Below are 22812 nucleotides of genomic sequence, written 5' to 3' on the forward strand. Positions count from 1 at the left end.
GATTACAACGCTTCGAGCATGCGTTTGATAACTACTTCGGCGCTAATCTCACGGTTGGCAGCTTCGGGAATAACGAGGCTGTGCGCACCTTCAATCACGTCGTCGGTGACGATGAGGCCGCGACGCACTGGCAGACAGTGCATAAAGTATCCGTTATCGGTCCATGCCATGTGCTCGGCATCTACAGTCCAATTCATATCTTGGCAAGTTATCTTGCCGTATTCGGCAGGATTGGTGACGCCCGGATTGCTCCAGTTCTTTGCATAAATGAAGTGAGCACCCTCGAAAGCTTTGTGTTGGTCGTATTCTACGCGTGCGTTTCCCACAAATCGCGGGTCGAGTTCATAACCTTCAGGATGCGTAACGACGAAGTCAACATCAGCTCTATTCATCCATTGGGCGAAACTGTTGGGTACGGCTTGAGGCAATGCGCGACAGTGGGGTGTCCATGTGAGTACCACTTTCGGGCGTGCAATGGGCTTATGTTCCTTTATCGTGATGAGGTCGGCAAAGGCTTGTAGCGGATGTACTGTGGCTGTCTCCATGGCAAAAACAGGCTTTCCGCTATATTGAACGAATTGATTGACGATGGTCTCTGCATAGTCGAAATTGCGGTCGGTAAGCCCTGCGAAGCTGCGAATACCAATGATATCGCAGTAGCTAGACATCACTGGAATAGCCTCAAGTAGGTGCTCGCTCTTGTCTCCATCCATGATAACGCCTCGCTCGGTTTCCAGTTTCCACGCACCGGCATTCACATCTAGCACGATGACATTCATGCCTAAGTTCATTGCCGCCTTCTGTGTTGAGAGGCGAGTACGCAGACTATTATTGAAGAAAATCATCAGCAAGGTCTTGTTTTTACCCAATTGCTGATACCCGAAACGATTTTGTTTCACCTCTTGAGCTTCGGATAATGCTGTCCGAAGGTCTCCTAAATCCTCGATATTGAAGAATGTTTTCATATAAAGTCTCTCTTAATAGCTTTCCCACGAAGTCTATATTATATAATAGGTGGGATATGGTTGCCGGTTAATATGAATGGTTGATAATCTCTATTTCACTTTTTGGGGAAGGCCGGGGAGGGACTTCTATTCCCTTATCTGCCCATGTCCTTCTATCAACCACTTGTAGGTGGTCATCTCTTCTAGTGCCATTGGGCCACGCGCGCTGAGTTTCTGGGTGCTGATACCAATCTCTGCTCCGAGCCCGAATTGTGCTCCATCAGTGAAACTAGTGGGTGTATTGACATAGATACAGGCTGCATCTACCATGGTTTGAAATCTCTCTGCAGCTGCTTTATCTTCGGTTACGATGCTCTCACTGTGCCCGCTGCCGTATGTGTCGATGTGTTCGAGGGCTTCGTCGAGACTGTCTACGGTGCGAATACTCATTTGCATGCTCAGCCATTCGGTGTTCCACTCATCGTCTCCATTGATGGGTACGAGCAAATCGGTAGGATAATTGTCGTGCAAAGCAATCATGGCGCGGGTGTCGACATGTAGTTTTACACCCTTTAGCGCGAGTGGTTCGCAGAGTGATGGTAGGTCGTTGAGTCGGCTCTCGTGTATTAACAGGCAGTCGAGAGAGTTGCAAACACTGCATCGACGTGTCTTAGAATTACACACGATATCGCGTCCGATGCAGAGTTCTCCGGCCTTGTCGAAGTAGCAATGTACCACACCTGCCCCAGTCTCAATGACCGGAATCTTGGCCGTATCGCGTACAAAATCAATGAGATGCTTGCCCCCTCGCGGTATACATAGGTCGATATAGCCCACGGCATTGAGCATTTCGGCTGTGGCTTCGTGGCTTGCCGGCAGTAGTTGTACGATATTACTGTCAACTCCGGCAGTATGAAGTACATCGTGGATGAGGTCTACTGCGGCTCGACAAGAGTCGATGGCATCGCGTCCACATTTCAAGATACAGGCGTTACCACTCTTTAGGCAGAGGGCGAATACATCGAAGGTGACGTTGGGGCGAGCCTCGTAGACGACGCCGATGACACCAAACGGCACGCTTACACGACGTAGATGGAGTCCATTGTCGAGTGTTTTCTCCTTTAGCGTATGGCCTAATGGTGAGGGGAGGGTGGCTACCTGACGGAGGCTGGCGGTTATTTCTTGTAGTCGTTCGGGCGTGAGCATGAGTCGATCGTACATCGGATTGCTCTTATCCATGCGTGCCAAATCGCGCTTGTTGGCCTCTAATAACAGGTCGGAATGGCGACTGATGGCCGCAGCCACATATCCAAGCAGCGCGTTTCGTTGCTCATCGGTCATCAAAGCAAGTTGTCGGCTCGCCTTTTTTACGTCTCGGAATGTTTGTTCTAAAGCCATAGTCGATGTGTTTTGGTTATTCCATATACATGTAATCGTAGTGTACAAGCGGCTTGAGTCCGTGTTTACCAATATGCGTTTGCGCCTCTTCGGCACTGTAGGCACTGCGTCCTACGGCCACCGTATGGCCTTTTGAATCGATGATATTGATAATATCTCCCTCTTCAAAATCGCCTTCTATAGCAGTCACTCCCACCAATAACAGGCTTACGGTCTGCTCTCCCTTCAAGGCCTCTGCGGCTTTGTCGTTGATATGAACCAATCCCTTGGCGAAGCTTTCGCTATGGGCTATCCATTTCTTTACACCCGAAGTAGGAGTCGGATTCGGCCTAAACTCGGTGTGTATGGTGCTTTGTGGATGTGTAGCCAGATTGATAAGAATGTTCTCAGTCTTCCCATTGGCGATGAGAACCTTGATACCTTCCTCGGCCACTTTGCGTGCAATGTTGGTCTTGGTAATCATACCGCCACGGCCAAATCCGCTTTTCGTGCTCTGGATGTATTCACTGATGTCGCTGTCGTAGTTCACTACGGGGATGACACGGGTACCGGGTTCGGAGGGTGAACCGTTGTAGATACCGTCTACATTACTCAAGATGACCAGTGTATCGGCATCCATCATGGAGGCAATAAGACCTGAAAGTTCATCGTTATCGGTGAACATCAGCTCTGTAACACTCACGGTATCGTTCTCATTGACGATGGGTATAACACCGTTTTCGAGCATTACCGACATGCAAGCACGTTGATTCAGATACTCTCCACGAGTGGAAAAGCTCTCTTTCATGGTCAATACCTGTCCCACATGCACGCCATATTCGCGGAACAAATCATAGTAAAGACCGATGAGCTTTACCTGTCCGAGGGCAGAAAAGAGTTGGCGTTGTGCCACGCTATCCAGCTTTTTAGACACTTGTAGCTCGTTTCTACCACTGGCCATGGCGCCCGATGATACGAGAACCACCTCATATCCATTGTGTCGAAGCCACACGATTTGATCGACAATGGCCGACATTCGGGTTACATCCAGCTTCCCGTCGTCGCGTGTGAGCACGTTGCTACCAACCTTTACTACGATTCGTTTCATTGTTATTTGCAGTTTACCAGTTTACGAGTTGACAAGTTAACGAGGGTTTCGGTTACTCGATTATTTGGTAAATCGAGTATGCAAATTCTTGTCAACTCGTCAACTTGTCTCCTTGTTAACTATTTCCTGCTCCGTCTTTTTGCCTGATTTCCACGCGTCTAATCTTACCGGAGATGGTCTTCGGAAGTTCGTTGACGAACTCAATGATGCGTGGATACTTGTAAGGAGCGGTGACATGCTTCACGTGGTCTTGCAATGTTTTGACCAGTTCGTCGCCCGCTTTGTCTTTCCAACCGTCGGCTAGAACGACCGTTGCTTTCACTATCATGCCACGAATGGGGTCGGGTACGCCTGTAATAGCGCATTCCAAGATGGCCGGATGGGTCATCAGAGCGTTTTCAACCTCGAACGGGCCGATGCGATAACCGCTACTCTTGATGACGTCGTCGGTACGACCGACAAACCAATAGTAGCCGTCTTCGTCGCGCCAAGCCATATCGCCGGTGTGGTAGATGCCGTTATGCCAAACCTCCTTGGTGCGCTCTTCATCGCGATAATAGCCTTTGAAGAGCCCTAAAGGTTTCTCGTCGCCTACCTTGATACAGATTTCTCCCTTCTCACCATCTTCACATTCGGTACCGTCGGGGCGCAATAAGTGGACATCGTATTGCTGATTAGGCTTGCCCATAGAGCCCGGCTTCGGCTTTATCCAAGGGAATGTACCGAGCGTCATCGTTGTTTCCGTCTGTCCGAAACCTTCCATCAAGCTGACACCGGTGAGTTGTTTGAACTTCTCGGCCACTGATGGATTCAATGCTTCTCCGGCTGTTGTGCAGTATTGTAGACTACTTAAATCGTATTGAGAGAAGTCTTCGTGAATCATGAAACGGTAGATGGTAGGGGGAGCACAGAACGATGTAATGCGATATTTCTCTATCTGTCGCATGATTTTCTCGGCTGTGAACTTCTCATGGTCGTACACAAATACCGCTGCACCGGCAAACCATTGACCGTAGAGTTTGCCCCATACGGCTTTTCCCCAACCAGTGTCGGCCACCGTCAAGTGGATACTATTCTCATTCAGATTGTGCCAATAGATACCTGTTGTCAGGTGCCCAAGGGCATAGAGGAAGTCGTGTGCCACCATCTTGGGTTCTCCGCTGGTACCACTGGTGAAGTACATCATCATGATGTCTTCGTTGGTATTCACGTGTTCGGGGCGTTTAAAGGGCGGTGCTTGCTTCCATTCCTTGTTCCAATCGTGGAAATGTGACGGTACGTGAGGGCCTACGCTGATTAACACTTTGACCGTTGGACTGTCGGGCAACGAATTGGTTATCTGTTCAATGATGTATTCGTCGCCGGCACAGATAATTGCTTTCACGCTCGCACCGTTGTTTCGATACACGATGTCGTGAGTGGTTAGCATGTGCGTAGCGGGAATGGCTATGGCTCCTAACTTATGTAATGCCAGCACCGACAACCACCACTGGTAGTGGCGTTTCAAGATAAGCATCACCTTATCTCCATGTCCGATGCCCAGACTTTGATAATATGAAGCCGTTTGGTCGGTCTGTTCTTTCAAGTCTTTGAACGTAAATCGAATCTCTTCTCCTCGTTCGCTAGTCCACAATAAAGCCAGTTTGTCGGGCTGCTCTTCAGCCCATACATCCATCACATCGTAAGCAAAGTTGAAATTTTCGGGTACGATGAATTGCAGATGTTTGGCATAATCTTCCTCCGAAGTAAAGTGGGTCTGTTTTAAGAATCTTTCTATCATTTCGCATGCTTGATTAGATGACTACACAAAGGAATTTAGCCGGCTCTCCTCCCAATGCACGCATGCAGTGGGGACGACGTCCATCGAAGTAGATGGTATCGCCTTTTGACAGAACCAATTCTTTGTCGTCTATTGTTATTTCTAGTTGTCCTTCAATCACCGCGTCAAACTCTTGTCCGTTGTGGGTGTTCTTGTTATATTTCTTTCCGTCTGGTAACGGGTCTACCTGTGTCAAGAATGGGTCTACTTTACGGCCTCTGAAACCTCCGGCCAGACTCTGATATTTGTAGCTGTCGCCACGGTCTATCTCCGGTCCTTGGCCGTAACGAGTCAAGAAGTAGGTACTCATTCGCGGCTCTTCGCCGAAGAGCAACACGTCTAGGTCGATGCCATATCGTTTTGAAATCTTTGAAAGGCGATATACCGATGGGTCGGCTTCGCCGGCTTCAATCTTCAGATAGTGTTCCAAACTGATGTCGCATAGGTCTGCAACTTCCTCTGCTGGGATGTTCAGCACTTCGCGAAGGCCTCTCAGTCGTTGGCCGATTTGTTTGATTGATTCTTCCATTTTGTGGTTATTATGATTGATTTCAAGTCCAAAAGTACGAAACTTTTTCTTATTATACTGACGTGTGAAGGCGATTTTTTGGGCAGATTCTGAACATATCTAAAATTCTTGCGCACAACTATTTAGTGTGTGCAAGATTACACCTTATATTATATAGGGGTGTAAAAAAAGCATGTGAAAAACTCGTCTATATTTCTTTGGGTTTGCTGCAAGGGCATTTCAGCATTGCTGTTAAGCCCGTGCAGCATCACTGAAGAGGCTTTGCAGCAAGCTAAAAGAGCCTCTTTAGAAAAATAAGAGTGGGCGAGTTGATAAATGAACGAGTTGATAAGTGGGTGCAACGAACTATTTAAGTCCGGCTTTCAGCCCCCTAATCACGGCACTGGTAAAGCCTGCGTGTTCCATTTCGTTGAGTCCGCGAATGGTCAAACCACCCGGTGTCGTCACCTTATCTATTTCTATTTCGGGGTGATTTCCGTTGGCTTGAAGTAGTTCTACCGCTCCTTTTACAGTCTGTAGCACGATGTCTTTGGCCACATCGGCCTTGAAACCTAGTTCTACGCCACCCTCAGAAGCAGCCCGGAAGTAGCGCATGGCATAAGCGATACCGCAACTGGCTAGTGTCGTTCCGGCTCCCAAGTGTTGTTCATCGGTGATGTAGGTTTGTCCCAAGTCGTCGAAAATCTGCTTGATGGTGGCTGTTTGACCATCGTCGGTGCCCACTGGGACTATGAAAGTCATGGATGCTCTCACGGCGATGGCGATGTTGGGAATCACTTGAAAGAGTGGGGGGACGATACCATTTTTATCCAACCATGCTTTTAGTTGGTTGGCATCGACGGCAGCAGCCATATTAATGACCATCTGTCGAGTGTAATCCATGAAAGGTTTTACCTCGTTAATAACATGTTCAACCAACCATGGTTTAACCACGAAGACTACTACATCGGCATCTACTACGGCTGCCTTGTTGTCTGTGGTGACGCTTGCGCCGAGTTCGGCAAAGCGGTCTAGCTTGTCGGAATGGGGATTGGCTACGGTCACATCCGCCGGTTTTACAATGTCGCTTTTGAGCAGTCCTTCGGCAAATGAGCCACCCATGGCACCTGCTCCGATAATACTTATTTTCATAGGTTTATTTTTATGGGAGGAATGGGATATTTTATGGGAGATAACAGAAGTAAGCGGGAGTTAATGGGAGATGGTTTATAGGAGTTATCAGGAGTTATCTGAAGTTAATAGGAGATAGCGGACATTTGTCCATATCTTATACTTTAAACATTTGTCTATTAACTCCTATTTACTCCCGTTTACTCCCACTATCTTCTATTAAACATCTCCCATTAACTTCAGATAACTCCTGATAACTCCTATAAAACTTCCCATTATCTCTTAAACTATATCTCTTCCAGTACAACTCTAAATCTTCTCATGAACTCATCTACCTCTTCTCTACTTAAACAGAGGGGAGGGAGAATGCGGAGAATGTTGGTTCCGGCACATCCGGTAAAGCAATGTTGCTCGTAGATGAGCTTATGACGCACCTCTTTATGAGGAATATCCATGACGACACCAATCATCAGGCCGCGTCCGCGAACCTCTATGATGTGGCTGTTTTCCTCTTTTAGCTTGTTCAGTTGGTCTATAAAATAGGTACCAACCGTGTTGGCATTTTCCACTAAGTGTTCTTGTTCGAATACATCGAGTACTGCCAAGGCTGCCGTACAAGCTAAATGGTTTCCGCCAAAGGTGGTGCCTAACTGTCCATAAACGGCTTCAAACTCTGGCGAGATGAGGATACCGGACATCGGAAAACCATTGCCAATGCCTTTGGCCATGCTGATAAGGTCGGGACGAATGCCCAACCATTGGTGGGCAAAGAATTTTCCTGAACGACCGTAACCGCATTGTATCTCGTCGCAGATGAGTACCGTACCGTATTTGCGACAAGCCGTTTGTAGACCTTGCGCGAATTCTGGAGTGACCATATTGACGCCTCCGACACCCTGAATACATTCCAAGATGCAGGCGCATACATCGCCTTTGGCCAGTTCGGATTCCCAAGCAGCGAGGTCATTCATTGGTAAGAAGGTTACGTTGTTGGTCTCGTTGACCGGCGCAACGTACTTAGGAATGTCGGTAACTTCTACTGCCAACGACGTACGACCGTGGAAAGCTCTGGTTACAGACAATATACGTTTGCGTCCATGATGGAACGATGCTAACTTCAGACAATTCTCGTTGGCCTCTGCCCCGGAGTTGACGAGGAAGAGACTATAGTCTTCGTAACCGGAAATCTTGCCCAGTCGCTCGGCTAATTCTACTTGTAGCTTGTTGATGACAGAATTGGAATAGAATCCTAATTCGTTGAGTTGTTGTGTTATCCGCTTTATATAATGCGGATGACAATGACCGATGCTGATGACGGCATGGCCACCATAAAGGTCTAGGTATTCTTGGTTTTGGTCGTCCCAGACCTTGCATCCCCGGCCTTTCACGATGTTTACATCGAATAGTGGATATACGTCGAATAGTTTCATGGGTGTGTATGTTGGGCCTCCCCCAACCCCCTCCCTAAAGGAGGGGGCTTTTGTAAGGAGGCGTTGTTTTATTTTTTCCTCTTTTTAGAAGGGCTGGGGGTGGGGCTAAAATGCACTAGCTTTTAATTTCAGCCCGGTGGTTTCGTCGATTCCAAACATGATGTTCATATTTTGGACAGCCTGTCCTACTGCACCTTTCAAGAGGTTGTCGATACAACAAGTGATGAGAAGTTTGTTGTCTATCTTATCGCAATGCACGAGTACCTTGTTGGTGTTGACCACCTCTTTCAGGTCGATGGCCTTGTCTACATAGTGGGTGAAGGCTGCGTCTTGGTAGAAATCTTTGTATGCTTTGATGATGGTGTCGATGTCGACGTCGGTTTTGATCACCTCAGTGGCAAAGATACCGCGGGCAAAATCACCGCGATAGGGAATGAAATCAATGTTTGCCTCCAGCTGGCCTTGGACTTGTTTCAGACTCTGTCGAATCTCCGGTACATGCTGATGTTTGAATGCTTTGTAGATACTCATGTTGTTGTTACGCCATGAGAAGTGCGTCGTTGCACCCGGTTTTTGTCCGGCTCCGGTGCTTCCAGTGATAGCATTCACAGCCACATCTTCCTTGATGATACCGAGTTTTGCAGCGGGGAGCAGTCCCAGTTGGATGCAAGTGGCGAAGCATCCGGGATTGGCTACGTGCTGGGCGTGGGCTATCTTCTCTTTATTGAGTTCGGGTAAGCCATACACAAAGTCATTGCCGAGAGCTTCTAAACGGAAGTCTTGTGCCAGATCTATAATCTTCACGTGGTCAGGAATAGTATGCTCTTTCAAGAAGGCCTCGCTCTTTCCGTGTCCAAAGCAGAAAAAAACGACGTCTACTTTGTCGAAAGACATTTCATCGGTAAACTTCATATCGGTCTCACCATACAAGCCTTCGTGAACATCGGTCAAAGGATTGCCGGCGTTACTCTCGCTGTTTGCAAATACGATTTCAGCTTCCGGGTGATTCAATAGCAGACGAATGAGTTCGCCACCTGTATATCCGGCTGAACCGAAGATTCCTACTTTAATCATTTGTTATGAGTTTATAAGTTGGTGAGTTTTTTAGTTTCTGAGTTGCTGGGTATTTATTTGCTATCAATAATCCCCTTATTCACTCGGCACGATAAGCCATAATATCAAATAAAGAATGACTCCGCTGAATGCGGTGAAGATGGTTAGCAGAGTGTAGAGAATGCGTGTGAGCGTCGGGTCGAAGTCGAAATATGCTGCAATACCACTACATACGCCAGCAACCATGCGGTCTTTAGGTCGATAAATTCTTTTTCCTGTTGACATTTGGTGATTTTTTTAAGTTTCTAAGTTCTTGAGTCTTTGAGTTCTTGAGTTGGCTAGTAAACGAGTTGACCAGTCTTTTCGAGTCTCTAAGTTCCTAAGTCTTTGAGTTCTTGAGTTGGCTAGTAAACAAGTTGACAAGTCTTTTTGAGCCTCTAAGTTCTTAAGTTTCTGAGTTCTTGAGTTGGCTAGTAAACAAGTTGACAGGTGGACTCCCCTCCTTGGGAGGGGATGGGGGAGGTTCTTACCTCTCCTCTCCCGGATGTGCCCCGTAGTATACTCGCAGCGGTGTAGAGCTTACCTTGATAAACCCTTTGGCCTCTTCGGCAGTCCATCCATGTTGCATCTCGCCATATTCTCCGAGCTTGGATTTCGTCAAATCGTCGTCACTATCTACGCCAACAGTTTGGAAACCATAGGGGCGAAGTTTTAAGATGGCGGTACCGTTTACGTTGCGTTGTGAGCTGGTGAGCATCGCTTCGATATCTGGCATCACCGGTTCGAGATATTGACTCTCGTGCAAGAACATGCCATACCAATTGGCTACCTGCTCTTTCCAGTACTGTTGCCACTTGCTGAGCGTGCTCTTTTCCAACAATCTATGGGCTTCGATAATCAATTTTGGAGCAGCGGCTTCGAAGCCTACACGGCCTTTGATACCGATAATTGTGTCTCCAACGTTGCAGTCACGACCAATGGCGTAGGCTGCACCTATCTCTTCTATCTTTTGAATAGCGGCTATCTTGTCATCGAACAGTTCACCGTTGACTGCCACAATCTCACCTTTCTTAAATGTGATTTTGAGATCGGTTTCTTCATTACAAGTGACATGTTTCAAGTAAGCTTCTTCGGGTAATCCCTGTGTGGGGTCTAGTAATTCACCGCCACAGATACTAGTTCCCCAGATACCTACGTTGTAGCTGTATTTTAATTTGGTGAAGTCGGCCGAGAATCCATGTTCGTTTAAGTAGTCCACTTCCTCTTGACGACTCAACGCTTTGTCGCGTGTGAGGGTGATAATCTCAATTCCCGGAGCCATGACAAGGAAAGTCATGTCGAATCGAATTTGGTCGTTGCCGGCTCCGGTAGAACCATGGGCGATGGCATCAGCTCCAATTTCTTTTGCATAGCGGGCAATGGCGATGGCTTGGAAGATACGTTCTGATGATACGGATATGGGATAACAATTGTTTCTCATTACGTTTCCGAATATCATATACTTCAAACTTTTCTCGTAATACTCCTGTGTGACGTCGAGCGTAGCGTAGGCTACGGCACCTAATTTATAGGCGTTTGCCTCGTTGGTCTTGAGCTGTTCGGCACTAAAACCGCCGGTGTTAGCGCATGCGGCATATACATCCCACCCGTCTTGGGTGAGTTTCATTACGGTGTATGAGGTGTCAAGTCCGCCTGAGAAGGCTACTACGACTTTTTTCTTTCCCATATTCTATTTCCTTTCAATCATTATTCTTTGTATCCATTTTCTATCTTCATGACCCGCTCCATCACTTCTGCGGGAATCTTTGCGGGCAGCTGTTCCTCCGGATCGAAAAGCATGGCAGTGCAAATACAGTATTTACGGCCTGTTCGATGGAGCACATCTTTATTCACACATCCCTCACATCCGCGCCAAAAAGATTCGTCGTCGGTTAAATCACTGAATGTTACGGGATGATAACCTAATTGGGTGTTCATCTTCATCACGGCCGATCCGGATGTTAATGAGAATATTTTTGCGTGTGGCCAACGCTTGCGTGCCAACGTGAAAGTCATGTCTTTGATGCGTTTGGCCAGTCCTAGTCCGCGGTAATCGGGATGCACGATGAGGCCTGAAGTTGTCACATAGTGCTTGTTTCCCCATGTCTCGATATAGCTGAATCCGGCAAACTTATCGCCATCCAAGGCAATGACGGCCTTCGCCTCTTTCATTTTAGTAGCTAGATATTCGTGTGTACGCTTGGCAATACCGGTACCACGCACTTTTGCCGCTTCTTCAATAGTCTTTAAAATGGTGTCTACGTATATCTCGTGGGAGGGATCGGCCACTACCACTTGAATCTTGTCTTTCGGTCTCGAAACTGTAATGGGGGAGGCTGTTTCTGTAGTTTGGTCTTGTTCTTTCATCTTTTTGTTATTATCCCCATGAATGTATGGTGTTGAAAGATTTACATGGAAGTAATTGAATAAAGTTTCTTCAACACCGCTTGTTCGCTTACCCCTTCCTTTAATACTATAAATATGGTGTCGTCGCCGGCTATTGTTCCCAAGATTTCCGGTATGTCGTTCATGTCAATGTTGTACGCTATGCTGCTCGCATAGCCCGGTCTTGTCTTGATGACTCCCATGTTTCCAGAGAAGTTGGCCGATAGAAAGCCCGGTGTATTCATCATTTCCAGCACGCTCATAGGTTTATGTACGCGCTTGTACATCGTCTCGTTGGGCAATACATATACGTATTTACCGTTCATGCTGGCAGCCTTTGCCACTTTCAGTTGCTTCATGTCGCGACTCAATGTGGCTTGTGTCAATTTGAAACCTTCTTGTTGCAATGCTTTCAACACTTCCTCTTGGCTTCCTAATTCCTTGCTGGAAATGAGCATCTTGAGGGCGTCTATTCTGCTTCCTTTATCTTTCATGCTTTGTATTTTTATTCATTATACGGTTGCAAAAGTATGTATTGTTGCATGAATAACCAAATATTTTTGTATAAAATTGCATATTTAGGTGATAAATTATGAGGTATTGGTCTTTTTAGTGCATAAATATGCAACACGGGAGCTTGGTAAATTGAATAGTCAAAACTTCGGCTATTCGATAAAATAAGGATTACTTCACTGCTTTGGTCGCTTCTCTTAACCACGCTCTCTCATCGGTATTGAGTTCCGGTGCAAGTTCGTCGTAGACATGCTGATGGTAGCTGTTGAGCCATGATCGTTCTTCGGGGGTAAGCAGAGATAGGTCGGCGGCACTCAAATCAATGGGGCATAAGGTCAAGGAATCCATCTGTAGGAAATGTCCCATGGCAGTGGTTTGATAGTCTTCTACGATGAGGGTGTTCTCAATACGGACACCGAACTTTCCGGCAAGGTAGATACCCGGTTCATCGGTGATGGTCATTCCGGCATGCAGGGGAGCTGGTTTGTATTCCTGTCGCACCTGATGAGGCCCCTCGTGAACACATAGATAGCTGCCCACACCGTGTCCTGTGCCATGCATGAAGTTTAGTCCTTCGCGCCAAAGCGGTTGACGAGCTACGGCGTCGATGCGTGTGCCACTCGTTCCATCGGGGAATTTACAAAGCTCTAGTTGTATGTGTGCCTTCAGTACAAGGGTGTAGATATGGCGCTGTTCGTCGGTGATGGGGCCGAGTGGGATGGTGCGTGTGATGTCGGTCGTGCCGTCTAGATACTGTGCTCCGCTGTCTATGAGTATGAATCCGCAAGGTTTGAGTGGAATGTCGGTGGCTGTTGTAGGCTCGTAGTGTACGATGGCTCCATGGGCTTCGTAAGCTGATATGGTGGGGAATGACACCCCCTTGTAGAGCGCTTGCTCCGCCCTGAACTGCTCCAGTCGGTCGCTTACGGTTATTTCTGTTTGTCCACCGGCTTCCACGGCCGGTCGTAACCATCGTAGGAATTTCACCATGGCGATGCCGTCGCGCTTCATGGCTTGGCGAAAGCCGGCTATCTCAGTAGAATTCTTGATAGCTTTCAAGACGGGGATGGGTGATGTTTCGCATACGACAGCTTGACATTTGATAGCCTTGCTCAACGTGTAGTTTACTTCTGAAGGGTCTATGAGTATGTTGTATTCAAAATAGTGCGCCAATCCTTCTTTTACTTTTTCATAGGGAGCAACGTCTATATGCGCTGTTTGCAGATAGGCTTCTACTTCGGGTGATAGCTTTCGTGAGTCAACGAAGAGAGTGGCTGTTGTACTCGATATGAGTAAATAGCTCACGAAAAGTGGATTGCAAGGGATGTCGCTGCCACGTAAGTTGAGTGTCCAAGCTATGTCGTCGAGTGCGCAGACGAGCATGCCGTCGGCATGTTTTTCGCGTAGTGCCTGACGAATGCGCCGGAGTTTGGAGATTGTGTCTTCTCCCGCATATTTCAAAGGGTGCAGCATGATGGGGTTGAGTGGAATCTCCGGTCGGTCATTCCATATCTGTTGCAATGGGTCGAAGTTGGTGCGTACGGTGATACCACCGTGCTCTCTCATCTCAGCGATGAGTGTTTCTGCCTCCACGCTACTCTCTACCATGCCGTCGATACCTATTTCCGGTCCGTCAAGTTCGTGTAGTTCATGAGCCAACCATTCTGTGATAGACGGTGTTTCGGGCAGTCCCATTTTCATCAATTGGAATTCCGTTCCGCTTAATTGCTCGGCGGCAGCGAGGAAATAGCGCGAGTCGGTCCACAAGGCGGCACTATTCATAGTGACGACGGCTGTCCCGGCCGAGCCGTCAAAGCCTGTTATCCACTCTCTGCTTGCCCAATGGTAAGGTACTATCTCGCTCTGATGCGGGTCGGTACTAGGGAAGATGAATGCAGCGAGATGTTCACGTTTCAACTGTTCGCGCAGTAATTGGAGGCGTTCGGATATTGCGGTTTTCATGTCTACTTGTTTTGTTTAATGATAGACAAATTTAAGAAATAAAAGCGATACGGACAAAAGCAAATGTTGCAAATTGTCATATCTACATGACATATAGAATATTTAACGTGATTCTGCTTTCGTTTTTTAAGTTTAATAACACATTAATATGATAGCAAACTATGTTGTAAAAGCATTTTTTTGTAACTTTGCGGAAATCAAATGGTAGACTTACAACTTTTTTAAAATAACTAATAATTATGGAATTTTTAACAAACGAAAAGCTCGTTATCGTCGGTGCCGGCGGTATGATTGGTTCTAACATGGCTCAGACCGTACTTACATTGGGCCTGACTCCTAACCTTTGTCTCTATGATATTTTTGAGCCCGGACTTCACGGTGTGGCTGACGAAATCGCTCAGTGTGGCTTCCCTGGGGCAAACGTAACATGGACTACCAATCCCGAAGAGGCTTTCACAGGTGCTAAGTATATCATTTCTTCAGGTGGTGCTCCCCGTAAAGAGGGCATGACACGTGAGGACTTGCTCAAAGGTAACTGTAAGATTGCAGCTGAGTTCGGTGACTATATCAAGAAGTATTGCCCCGATGTAAAGCACGTTGTTGTTATCTTCAACCCCGCTGATGTTACAGCTTTGACAGCTCTTATCCACTCTGGTTTGAAGCCAAATCAATTGACTTCTCTCGCAGCTCTTGACTCTACTCGTCTTCAGCAAGCTTTGGCACTGGAGTTTGGTGTACAGCAAGACAAGGTAACCGGTGCACATACATACGGTGGTCACGGCGAGCAGATGGCAGTGTTTGCATCTCAAGTAAAGGTAGACGGCAAGCCTTTGGCTGATTGTGGTCTCTCTGCTGAGAAGTGGGAAGAAATCAAGCACAACACTGTACAGGGTGGTTCACGTATTATCAAGCTCCGTGGTCGCAGCTCATTCCAGAGCCCTGCTTACAACGCAGTGAAGATGATAGAGGCAGCTATGGGCGGTGAGAAGTTCACATTGCCAGCAGGTTGCTATGTAAACGACGATAAGCTCGGCTTCCACAATGTAATGATGGCTATGCCTACTACCATCGATGCTACCGGTGTACACTATGTATTGCCACAGGGTACAGAAGAGGAGATGGCTTCATTGAAGGCTTCTTACGACCATCTTTGCAAGATGCGCGATGAAATTGTAGGTCTCGAAATCGTTCCTGCAGTAGCTGATTGGGGTAAGGATAATCCTAACCTCTAAGGAGATAGATAACTTTGTAAGGCTTATCGGGTGGTTGCCCGGTAAGCCTTTTAAGTAATACCGATGGACATCACGCTCACATTTCAATATTATTACCGCCCGTTGTGCCTCTATGCCATACACTATTTGCATGACATTGATGCTGCCGAAGACGTGGTACAGGAATGTTTTGCCAAGTTGTGGGAAAGGAAGAAAGACCGGCCGGTGGACAATGTGAAGGCTTTTCTCTATACATCGGTGCGAAATATGTGTATCGATAATATTCGTAAGGCGAACCCGATAGACGGGAATGTGCTACCTTCTGATTTGGAAGGAACGCTGACCGACGGGGAAGCAGAGGAACGATCTTTTCATGAGGCAGAGTTGTGGACTGCCATAGATAAACTTCCTACGCGTTGCCGTGAGGTGTTCGTGATGAGTAAACGCGATAATATGAAGTACCGTGAGATAGCCTCTGAGTTGGGTATCTCGGAGAAAACGGTAGAACACCAAGTGAGCAAAGCCTTGAAAATATTGCGTGGCAAGGTGGAGTCCTTTTTCTATATGCTTGGTTTGTGTGCCTAATTGGGCATACTAAAATTCTAGTTTTATTTTGTTTTTGATTATATTTGCATCGTCATTAAGACTGGTGGTACTCACATGTACGATGAGAAACAAATCATAATCGACTTAAAGCAAGGCTCACCCATGCACTTCGCCTCGTCTATGAAGCTATATGCCAAGCGCCTTTATGCCTTCTGTATAGAATATGCCAAGTCGGTCAATGTACAGTATATCGGTGCTTGGAAGCGTGGTCCGTTGGTGTTTAAGCTCCAAGCTTTGGGTGCAGTGCTTGAAGCTATAGAAGCTTCTTACGGTGTGGATATTCGATTGGACGTGTCGTTGATGCTCACTGACCGCTTCACAGGAACCCTGCCGGTGGACGATTTGTCCTTAGCATTGCGTATCATAGGTGAGACTTATCATCTTCAATATCAGGTACAAGGTGATAAGGTTGTTATGATGCAGCAGAATAGATGACGGATGAGAATTGCGGATTATAGGATATGTGATTATAGATGAAATGAAATAAGCCGCTATATCCTATTTGTATTTCGATAATATTTTCTATTTTTGTAGGAAATAAACCTATCTATGCATAAATATATTGTGTTTTCACCTCGTAGTCGCGGTAGTTTTGTCGAGCGGCTGGGTGAACTCTATTTAGCTGTGGGCGACTATCTGGATTTGGAAAAACTAGATGGTCGAAGTCTATGCTATTGCAAAATATTTCTGAGTGACATCTTGAATCAGCACGCACAGTTGCTGGATTCACCTTTATATATAGATCTATTGTCGGATAACAATTGTACCATTGTGGAGCAAGCACCGGCCGATGGCAGTAAAATCTCACTGTTGTTGATGACCGATGATCAAGCACCGGAGACACTTTTCCACGCTTTGCGACTGACAGATGAGGAAGTGTCGGGTCATAATGCTTACGAACAGGCGCGGCTCTTGTTTGAAAAATACATAGCCATAGCCGATTCTTTACACCTCACGATGAGCGAACATTTGGTGCGAACATGGATTTATGTAGCTGATATCGATAATGATTATGCCGACATCGTAAAGGCTCGTAACGACGTGTTTGCACAATATGGATTGACCACCGACACGCATTTTATTGCGAGTACAGGTATTGGAGGGGCAACAGCAGTGTGCCATGCTGCCGTGGGAATGGACTTCTTGACCTTCCCCCACATCGTAGAAAGCGATAAAAAGTATCTTCAAGCATTGGAATATCTAAATCCAACGCATGAATACGGGGTGGCTTTCGAGCGTGGAACGCGTATCACGACCGCCTTATCACAGCGTTGCTTTATATCGGGGACAGCCTCTATCGATAAAAAAGGGCAGATACTTTATCGTGGAGATGTGTTGCGTCAAACGGCTCGGTTGTTGGAGAATATCAGTATGTTGCTGAAAGATGGTGGAGCCCGTATGCAGCAGTTAGATTATCTAGTAGTCTATTTGCGTGACATATCAGACTATGTACCGGTGGAAGCCTTCCTCCGCCGACTCTATCCTGCTATCCCCCATGTTATCGTACATGCCAAGGTATGTCGGCCGGGGTGGCTCATAGAAATGGAAGGGGTATCCTCTTCTAGCTCTTTCAAAGAGAGATGAGTTGCCTTTTATCTATTAATCATATCATCTTAACCTATAATTCATTATCATTAATTCGAAGAAATGAACGCATCAAAGCAGTTATTACCTATTTTGACATTGGCGGCAACGAGTCCATTGACAACGATGGCACATACCGCACAGTATGAAACCAAACGTCCGAATATCATCCTTTTTATGGTAGATGATATGGGTTGGCAAGATACTTCCGTACCTTTTTGGACGCAGCGCACGCGTTATAATGACATTTATGAGACGCCGAATATGGAGCGATTGGCTGCACAAGGTATGCTATTCACGCAAGCCTATGCCACACCTATCAGTTCGCCGACCCGTTGTAGTTTGATGACCGGCTCAAATGCAGCTCGCCATCGTGTGACTAACTGGACTAAAGTAAAGGGAGTTTCGACCGATAGTAAGGACGAGACCGTGGCACCTCCCGATTGGAACGTAAACGGAATCAGTCAGGTTTCGGGTACAGATTATACTTATGTTGGCAAGTCGTTTGTGGAATTATTGCGCGAGAACGGTTATCATACCATTCATTGCGGTAAGGCACATTGGGGAGCAAGGAATACTCCGGGGGAGAATCCTAGTCATTGGGGATTTGAAGTGAATATTGCAGGTAATTCAATTGGCTCGCCGGCAACCTATTTGAGTGAAGAGAATTATGGCAATGAGAAAGATGGCAAGAAAGCATCTTGGCATGCTGTGCCAACTTTAGAAAAGTATTGGGGCAGTGGTACGTTCCTCACCGAGGCTTTGACACGTGAGGCTATAGGAGCTTTACAGAAGGCCAAGGAATACAACCAGCCATTCTATCTCTATATGGCTCATTATGCCGTCCATATCCCAATAGAAAAAGATGTGCGCTACTTCGATAAGTATAAGAAAAAAGGACTCTCTGATAAGGAAGCTGCTTATGCGTCTTTGGTAGAAGGTATGGATAAAAGTTTGGGCGACATTATGGATTGGGTGGAGAAGAACGATGAGGCCGACAACACCATTATTATATTTATGAGCGATAACGGTGGATATGCCACGGGGCTACAGTGGCGCGATGCTCCGCTTTATACCCAGAACGCTCCGCTTACTTGTGGGAAGGGTTCTATGTATGAAGGTGGAATCCGTGAACCTATGATAGTGAAATGGCCTCGCCGTGTCCAGCCCGGCACACGGTGTAACCAATATCTGATGATAGAAGATTTTTATCCTTCTATTCTTGAGATGGCGGGAGTGAAAGACTACAAGGTGCCTCAAGTAATTGATGGACGGAGTTTTGTACCCTTGCTGACTAAGCAGGGAGACCCATCTAAAAATAGAGCTTTGGTGTGGAATTATCCGAATGTTTGGGGCAATACCGGCCCCGGTATCAGTCTGAATTGTGCAATTAGAAAGGGAGATTGGAAATTAATTTATAATTATAAGACGGGTAAGAAAGAACTCTACAATATTCCGAAAGATATTAGTGAAAAGCATGATATGGCTGCTTCAAAGCCCCAACTCGTCAAGTCTTTGTCGGCAGAACTGGGTACTTCTCTGCGTAGTATGGGGGCTCAACGCCCTGTGTTTAAGCAGACTGGTAAGCCATGTCCATGGCCAGATGAGGAATAAGAAGGGTTATTCTAGACTTATATTCCTTTGTGGTAACATTTTAATAAAAACTTGATAAATATTCTGTATTTTTGGTTTTTATGGTTAATATTAGTTAATTACGATGGTTCATATAGTTAAATATGAGCAATAAAGGCAAATAAGTTTTGTCTCTATCTAACTATTATGTAATTTTGAGGCTATATTTTTAAGATTCCTAAATTCCTAAGATAAGAATAATTGTTATTAATAAAATAAATAAATATCTAATATTTACCTTTATGTCTAATCATTTAAATCAAATGTTATTGCTGCTTCTTTCGGCAGCAGGAGGTTTCCCTGCGACAGTCAGCGCAGGAAACACAGCTGGAGTTGCTATAACCCAGCAAGTATCTAAATGTACAGGTGTGGTAAAAGATCAGTCTGGTGAACCTATTATCGGTGCTTCTGTCACCGTAAAAGGTAGCAAGAATGGTGCCATTACCGACCTTGACGGGAACTTCTCTCTTCCTAATGTAGGTAAGGGAAGTACCATTCTCATCTCTTATATCGGTTATAAAACCAAGGAGGTGGTTTGGAATGGACAGGAAATCAACACCACTCTTCAAGAAGACTCTCACGGTCTGAACGAAGTTGTTGTTGTAGGTTATGGTACACAGAAGAAAGTCAATGTGACCGGAGCTATCAGTATGGTAGGTTCAGAAGCTTTGGAGAACCGCCCGGTTGCCAATGTTACGCAGGCTTTACAAGGAACTGTGTCTGGTCTTACTTTCTCTGCCAACAACAATGGTGGACAGTTGAACAACAGTATGTCGTTCACTATTCGTGGTACAGGTTCTATCGGTGAGGGTTCTTCAGATGCTCCATTGGTATTGATTGATGGTATTGAAGGCGACTTGAACTCTTTGAACCCTAACGATATTGAGAGCGTATCGGTATTGAAAGATGCAGCTTCGGCTTCTATCTATGGTACACGTGCTGCTTTCGGTGTACTTCTTGTTACTACCAAGAGTGGTAAGAGCGGTAAAGTGAAAGTGAACTATTCCGGTGACGTACGCTTCAGTACAGCTACTCAGTTGCCTGAGATGGCTAACTCTTTGGAGTGGGCTAATTATTTCAATGTTGCCAGTCGTAATGCCGGTGGTTCTAACCAATTCTCTGATGAGACTTTAGAGAATATCAAGAAGTATATGAACGGTGAATTCACTGATCCAACAAAACCGGAATATTACGGTACAATTGCTGGTAAAACGGACTGGAATGCTTATACAGCATCGTTTGCCAATACCGATTGGTTCTCTGAATTCTATAAAAAGAATGTGCCTTCTACGCAGCATAACTTGAGTTTGAGCGGTGGTACAGAGAAGTTCAGCTGGTTGATTAGTGGCGGCTATCTGCATGAAAATGGTTTGATTCGTCATGGTCACGACCAATTGAAGCGCTACACCATGAATAGCAAAATCAACGCACAGTTAGCTTCTTGGGCTCGTGTAGAATATGCTACCAAGTGGACTCGCAAGAACTTTGAGCGCCCTCAGTACTTGACAGGGCTCTTCTTCCATAATATTGCTCGTCGTTGGCCGACTTGTCCTGTTGTAGATCCTAATGGTCACTGGATGGGTGGAATGGAAATTGAAGAGTTGGAAAACGGTGGTGTTTATAAGACATTCGACGACAGTTTTACCCAGCAACTTAACTTTACGTTTACTCCTCTTGCAGGTTGGAATATCCATGCAGATGGTGCTTTGCGTGTTAATAACTATAAAGAAACCAATGCGTCATTGCCTATCTATACTTATAATAAAGACAATAAGCCTTCATTGCGCGACAGTGGATATGGCACTGTAACAAAGTATTATGATTATAGATTCCGTCAAGATTATTATGCTGTCAATGTTTATACCGACTATACTCGTAGTTTCGGTTTGCACAATGCGAAAGTTTTGCTCGGTATGAACTATGAACGCTACAACCAAGATAGTGCGACAGGTTCTGGTGAACAGCTCACTACGCCTGATTTCCCTTTCTTGAGTCAGACTCAGGCAAATAAGAAAGCTAGTGATTCTTATTGGAATCGTGCTACAGCCGGTTACTTTGGCCGTATCAACTATGATTACGATGGAATCTACTTGTTTGAGTTCAATCTTCGCTATGACGGTTCTTCTCGCTTCACCAGTGATAGACGTTGGGCTTGGTTCCCCTCTGTTTCGGCTGGTTGGAACATTGCTAAAGAAAAATTCTTTGAACCATTGAGCAATACCATCAGTACTTTGAAGCTTCGTGCTTCTTGGGGACAGTTGGGTAACACCAGCTCTACTTACAAAAGTTTCTGGGATTGGTATCCATTCTATCAAGAGCAGGGAATTGCATCTGTAGCTAGTAGCTGGTTGATTAATGGTCGTCAACAGAATGTTGCAGGTTTGCCGGGCATAGTAAACTCTAGCATGACTTGGGAAACTGTTGAGACTTGGGACATTGGTCTTGATTGGGCTGCATTCAATAATAGGTTGACTGGTTCGTTCGACGTTTACAGTCGTACAACAAGAAATATGATAGGTCCTGCTCCTATCTTGGGTTCTGTATTGGGAACTAATGCTCCTAAGACTAATAACTGCGATATGCGTTCTACCGGTTGGGAATTTGAAATCGGATGGCGCGACCATATCGGTGACGTGAAGTACGGTGCTAAGTTGAACCTTTCTGATGCAACTGCCAAGGTTTTGACTTATCCTTATGATGGCAAATTCGAAAATCAGAGTATATATAGCAATTATAATGGTAAGAAGATGGGTGAAATCTGGGGTTATGAGACCGAAGGAATTGCTCAGACCAAGGAACAAATGGACGAATGGAGAAAGAACAACAATCCTAATTGGGGGAGCAACTGGCAAGCCGGCGATATTATGTATCGCAACCTCGTAGACCGTGTTGACGAGAATGGTAAAGAACTTGATAAGGGTGTCGTTAACTCTGGTAGCGGTACCATCGGTGACCATGGCGACTTGAAGGTGATTGGTAATACTACTCCACGTTATAACTTCGGTATTACATTGAACGCAGAATACAAGGGCTTCGACTTCTCTATCTTCTTCCAAGGTGTGATGAAACGCGATTGGATGTTTGCTGAGGATGCAGCTTACTTCTGGGGTGCTCAAGGTAATATGTGGCAGTCTACTGTATTCAAGGAGCATTTGAACTATTGGTCAGAAGAGAATCCTAACGCTTATTACCCACGTCCTTACTTGAGTGGTGATATTAGAAAGAACAATAAGACACAGACTCGCTTCTTACAAAGTGCCGCTTACATGCGTTGTAAGAACATGCAGATAGGTTATAGTTTGCCGCATGCACTTATCTCACGTGCAGGTTTAAGCAACTGCCGCATTTATTTCTCTTGCGACAATATGTTCACTATTACCAGTCTTTCTAATGTCTTCGATCCGGAAGCTTTGGGTGGCGCATGGGGTGGAGGTAAGCTCTATCCATTGCAGCGTACATTCTCTTTTGGTGTAAATGTTAGTTTCTAATTAGAATATCAGAAGCATTTCT

General features: G+C 45.9%; 19 protein-coding genes. 6 read left to right on the forward strand and 13 right to left on the reverse strand.

Annotation, left to right across the window (positions count from 1 at the left end; translation table 11 throughout):
* Window positions 1-2 precede the first annotated feature (2 nt).
* The 13 genes from AC1EK4_RS09350 to AC1EK4_RS09410 form a co-directional block, all read right to left on the reverse strand.
* The gene (locus tag AC1EK4_RS09350) at window positions 3-965 is read right to left on the reverse strand and encodes a Rossmann-fold NAD(P)-binding domain-containing protein (protein ID WP_036896035.1); all 963 of its coding nucleotides are present in this window, start codon (window positions 963-965) and stop codon (window positions 3-5) included.
* 126 nt (window positions 966-1091) lie between these two features.
* Complete coding sequence (locus tag AC1EK4_RS09355) at window positions 1092-2342, reverse strand: glutamate-5-semialdehyde dehydrogenase (protein ID WP_036896033.1); 1251 nt, start codon at window positions 2340-2342, stop codon at window positions 1092-1094.
* A gap of 16 nt (window positions 2343-2358) precedes the next feature.
* Window positions 2359-3429, reverse strand: a complete 1071-nt coding sequence (gene proB, locus AC1EK4_RS09360; protein ID WP_062435155.1) for a glutamate 5-kinase — start codon at window positions 3427-3429, stop codon at window positions 2359-2361.
* Window positions 3430-3544: 115 nt separating this feature from the next.
* Window positions 3545-5209: an AMP-binding protein gene (locus AC1EK4_RS09365; RefSeq protein ID WP_036896029.1), complete on the reverse strand. Its 1665-nt coding sequence runs from the start codon at window positions 5207-5209 to the stop codon at window positions 3545-3547.
* 13 nt (window positions 5210-5222) lie between these two features.
* Window positions 5223-5777: a helix-turn-helix domain-containing protein gene (locus AC1EK4_RS09370; protein ID WP_036896028.1), complete on the reverse strand. Its 555-nt coding sequence runs from the start codon at window positions 5775-5777 to the stop codon at window positions 5223-5225.
* 345 nt (window positions 5778-6122) lie between these two features.
* Window positions 6123-6908: a pyrroline-5-carboxylate reductase family protein gene (locus AC1EK4_RS09375; protein WP_480358029.1), complete on the reverse strand. Its 786-nt coding sequence runs from the start codon at window positions 6906-6908 to the stop codon at window positions 6123-6125.
* 266 nt (window positions 6909-7174) lie between these two features.
* Entirely contained in the window at window positions 7175-8317 is a 1143-nt protein-coding gene (locus AC1EK4_RS09380) for an aspartate aminotransferase family protein (RefSeq protein WP_036896023.1), read from the reverse strand.
* Between the two features lie 105 nt (window positions 8318-8422).
* The gene (gene argC, locus AC1EK4_RS09385) at window positions 8423-9391 is read right to left on the reverse strand and encodes an N-acetyl-gamma-glutamyl-phosphate reductase (protein ID WP_480358031.1); all 969 of its coding nucleotides are present in this window, start codon (window positions 9389-9391) and stop codon (window positions 8423-8425) included.
* Between the two features lie 75 nt (window positions 9392-9466).
* Entirely contained in the window at window positions 9467-9655 is a 189-nt protein-coding gene (locus AC1EK4_RS09390; protein ID WP_082721757.1) for a PspC domain-containing protein, read from the reverse strand.
* A gap of 241 nt (window positions 9656-9896) precedes the next feature.
* Window positions 9897-11096, reverse strand: a complete 1200-nt coding sequence (locus tag AC1EK4_RS09395; RefSeq protein ID WP_036896019.1) for an argininosuccinate synthase — start codon at window positions 11094-11096, stop codon at window positions 9897-9899.
* Between the two features lie 20 nt (window positions 11097-11116).
* Window positions 11117-11776 carry a GNAT family N-acetyltransferase gene (locus AC1EK4_RS09400; protein ID WP_052052713.1) on the reverse strand — a complete coding sequence of 220 codons (660 nt, stop codon included), beginning with the start codon at window positions 11774-11776 and terminating at the stop codon, window positions 11117-11119.
* Window positions 11777-11817: 41 nt separating this feature from the next.
* Window positions 11818-12288, reverse strand: a complete 471-nt coding sequence (locus AC1EK4_RS09405; RefSeq protein WP_036896017.1) for an arginine repressor — start codon at window positions 12286-12288, stop codon at window positions 11818-11820.
* Window positions 12289-12478: 190 nt separating this feature from the next.
* The gene (locus tag AC1EK4_RS09410) at window positions 12479-14269 is read right to left on the reverse strand and encodes an aminopeptidase P family protein (protein WP_480358033.1); all 1791 of its coding nucleotides are present in this window, start codon (window positions 14267-14269) and stop codon (window positions 12479-12481) included.
* A gap of 239 nt (window positions 14270-14508) precedes the next feature.
* On the opposite strand from AC1EK4_RS09410, the gene AC1EK4_RS09415 reads away from it, so the two are divergent.
* From AC1EK4_RS09415 to AC1EK4_RS09440, 6 genes are all read left to right on the forward strand, one after another.
* On the forward strand, window positions 14509-15501 hold the full coding sequence (locus AC1EK4_RS09415; protein ID WP_036896013.1) for a malate dehydrogenase: 993 nt from the start codon (window positions 14509-14511) through the stop codon (window positions 15499-15501).
* A gap of 63 nt (window positions 15502-15564) precedes the next feature.
* The gene (locus AC1EK4_RS09420) at window positions 15565-16065 is read left to right on the forward strand and encodes an RNA polymerase sigma-70 factor (RefSeq protein WP_036896011.1); all 501 of its coding nucleotides are present in this window, start codon (window positions 15565-15567) and stop codon (window positions 16063-16065) included.
* 75 nt (window positions 16066-16140) lie between these two features.
* Entirely contained in the window at window positions 16141-16521 is a 381-nt protein-coding gene (locus AC1EK4_RS09425) for a FecR domain-containing protein (RefSeq protein WP_036896010.1), read from the forward strand.
* A 114-nt stretch (window positions 16522-16635) separates the two neighbouring features.
* Window positions 16636-17670, forward strand: a complete 1035-nt coding sequence (locus AC1EK4_RS09430; protein ID WP_480358036.1) for a Rid family hydrolase — start codon at window positions 16636-16638, stop codon at window positions 17668-17670.
* 63 nt (window positions 17671-17733) lie between these two features.
* Window positions 17734-19284, forward strand: coding sequence for a sulfatase (locus AC1EK4_RS09435; RefSeq protein WP_036896007.1), 1551 nt, complete (start codon window positions 17734-17736; stop codon window positions 19282-19284).
* Window positions 19285-19544: 260 nt separating this feature from the next.
* Window positions 19545-22790 carry a SusC/RagA family TonB-linked outer membrane protein gene (locus AC1EK4_RS09440; RefSeq protein ID WP_036900812.1) on the forward strand — a complete coding sequence of 1082 codons (3246 nt, stop codon included), beginning with the start codon at window positions 19545-19547 and terminating at the stop codon, window positions 22788-22790.
* Window positions 22791-22812 lie beyond the last annotated feature (22 nt).

Source organism: Prevotella sp. C0026C3, assembly GCF_056590795.1.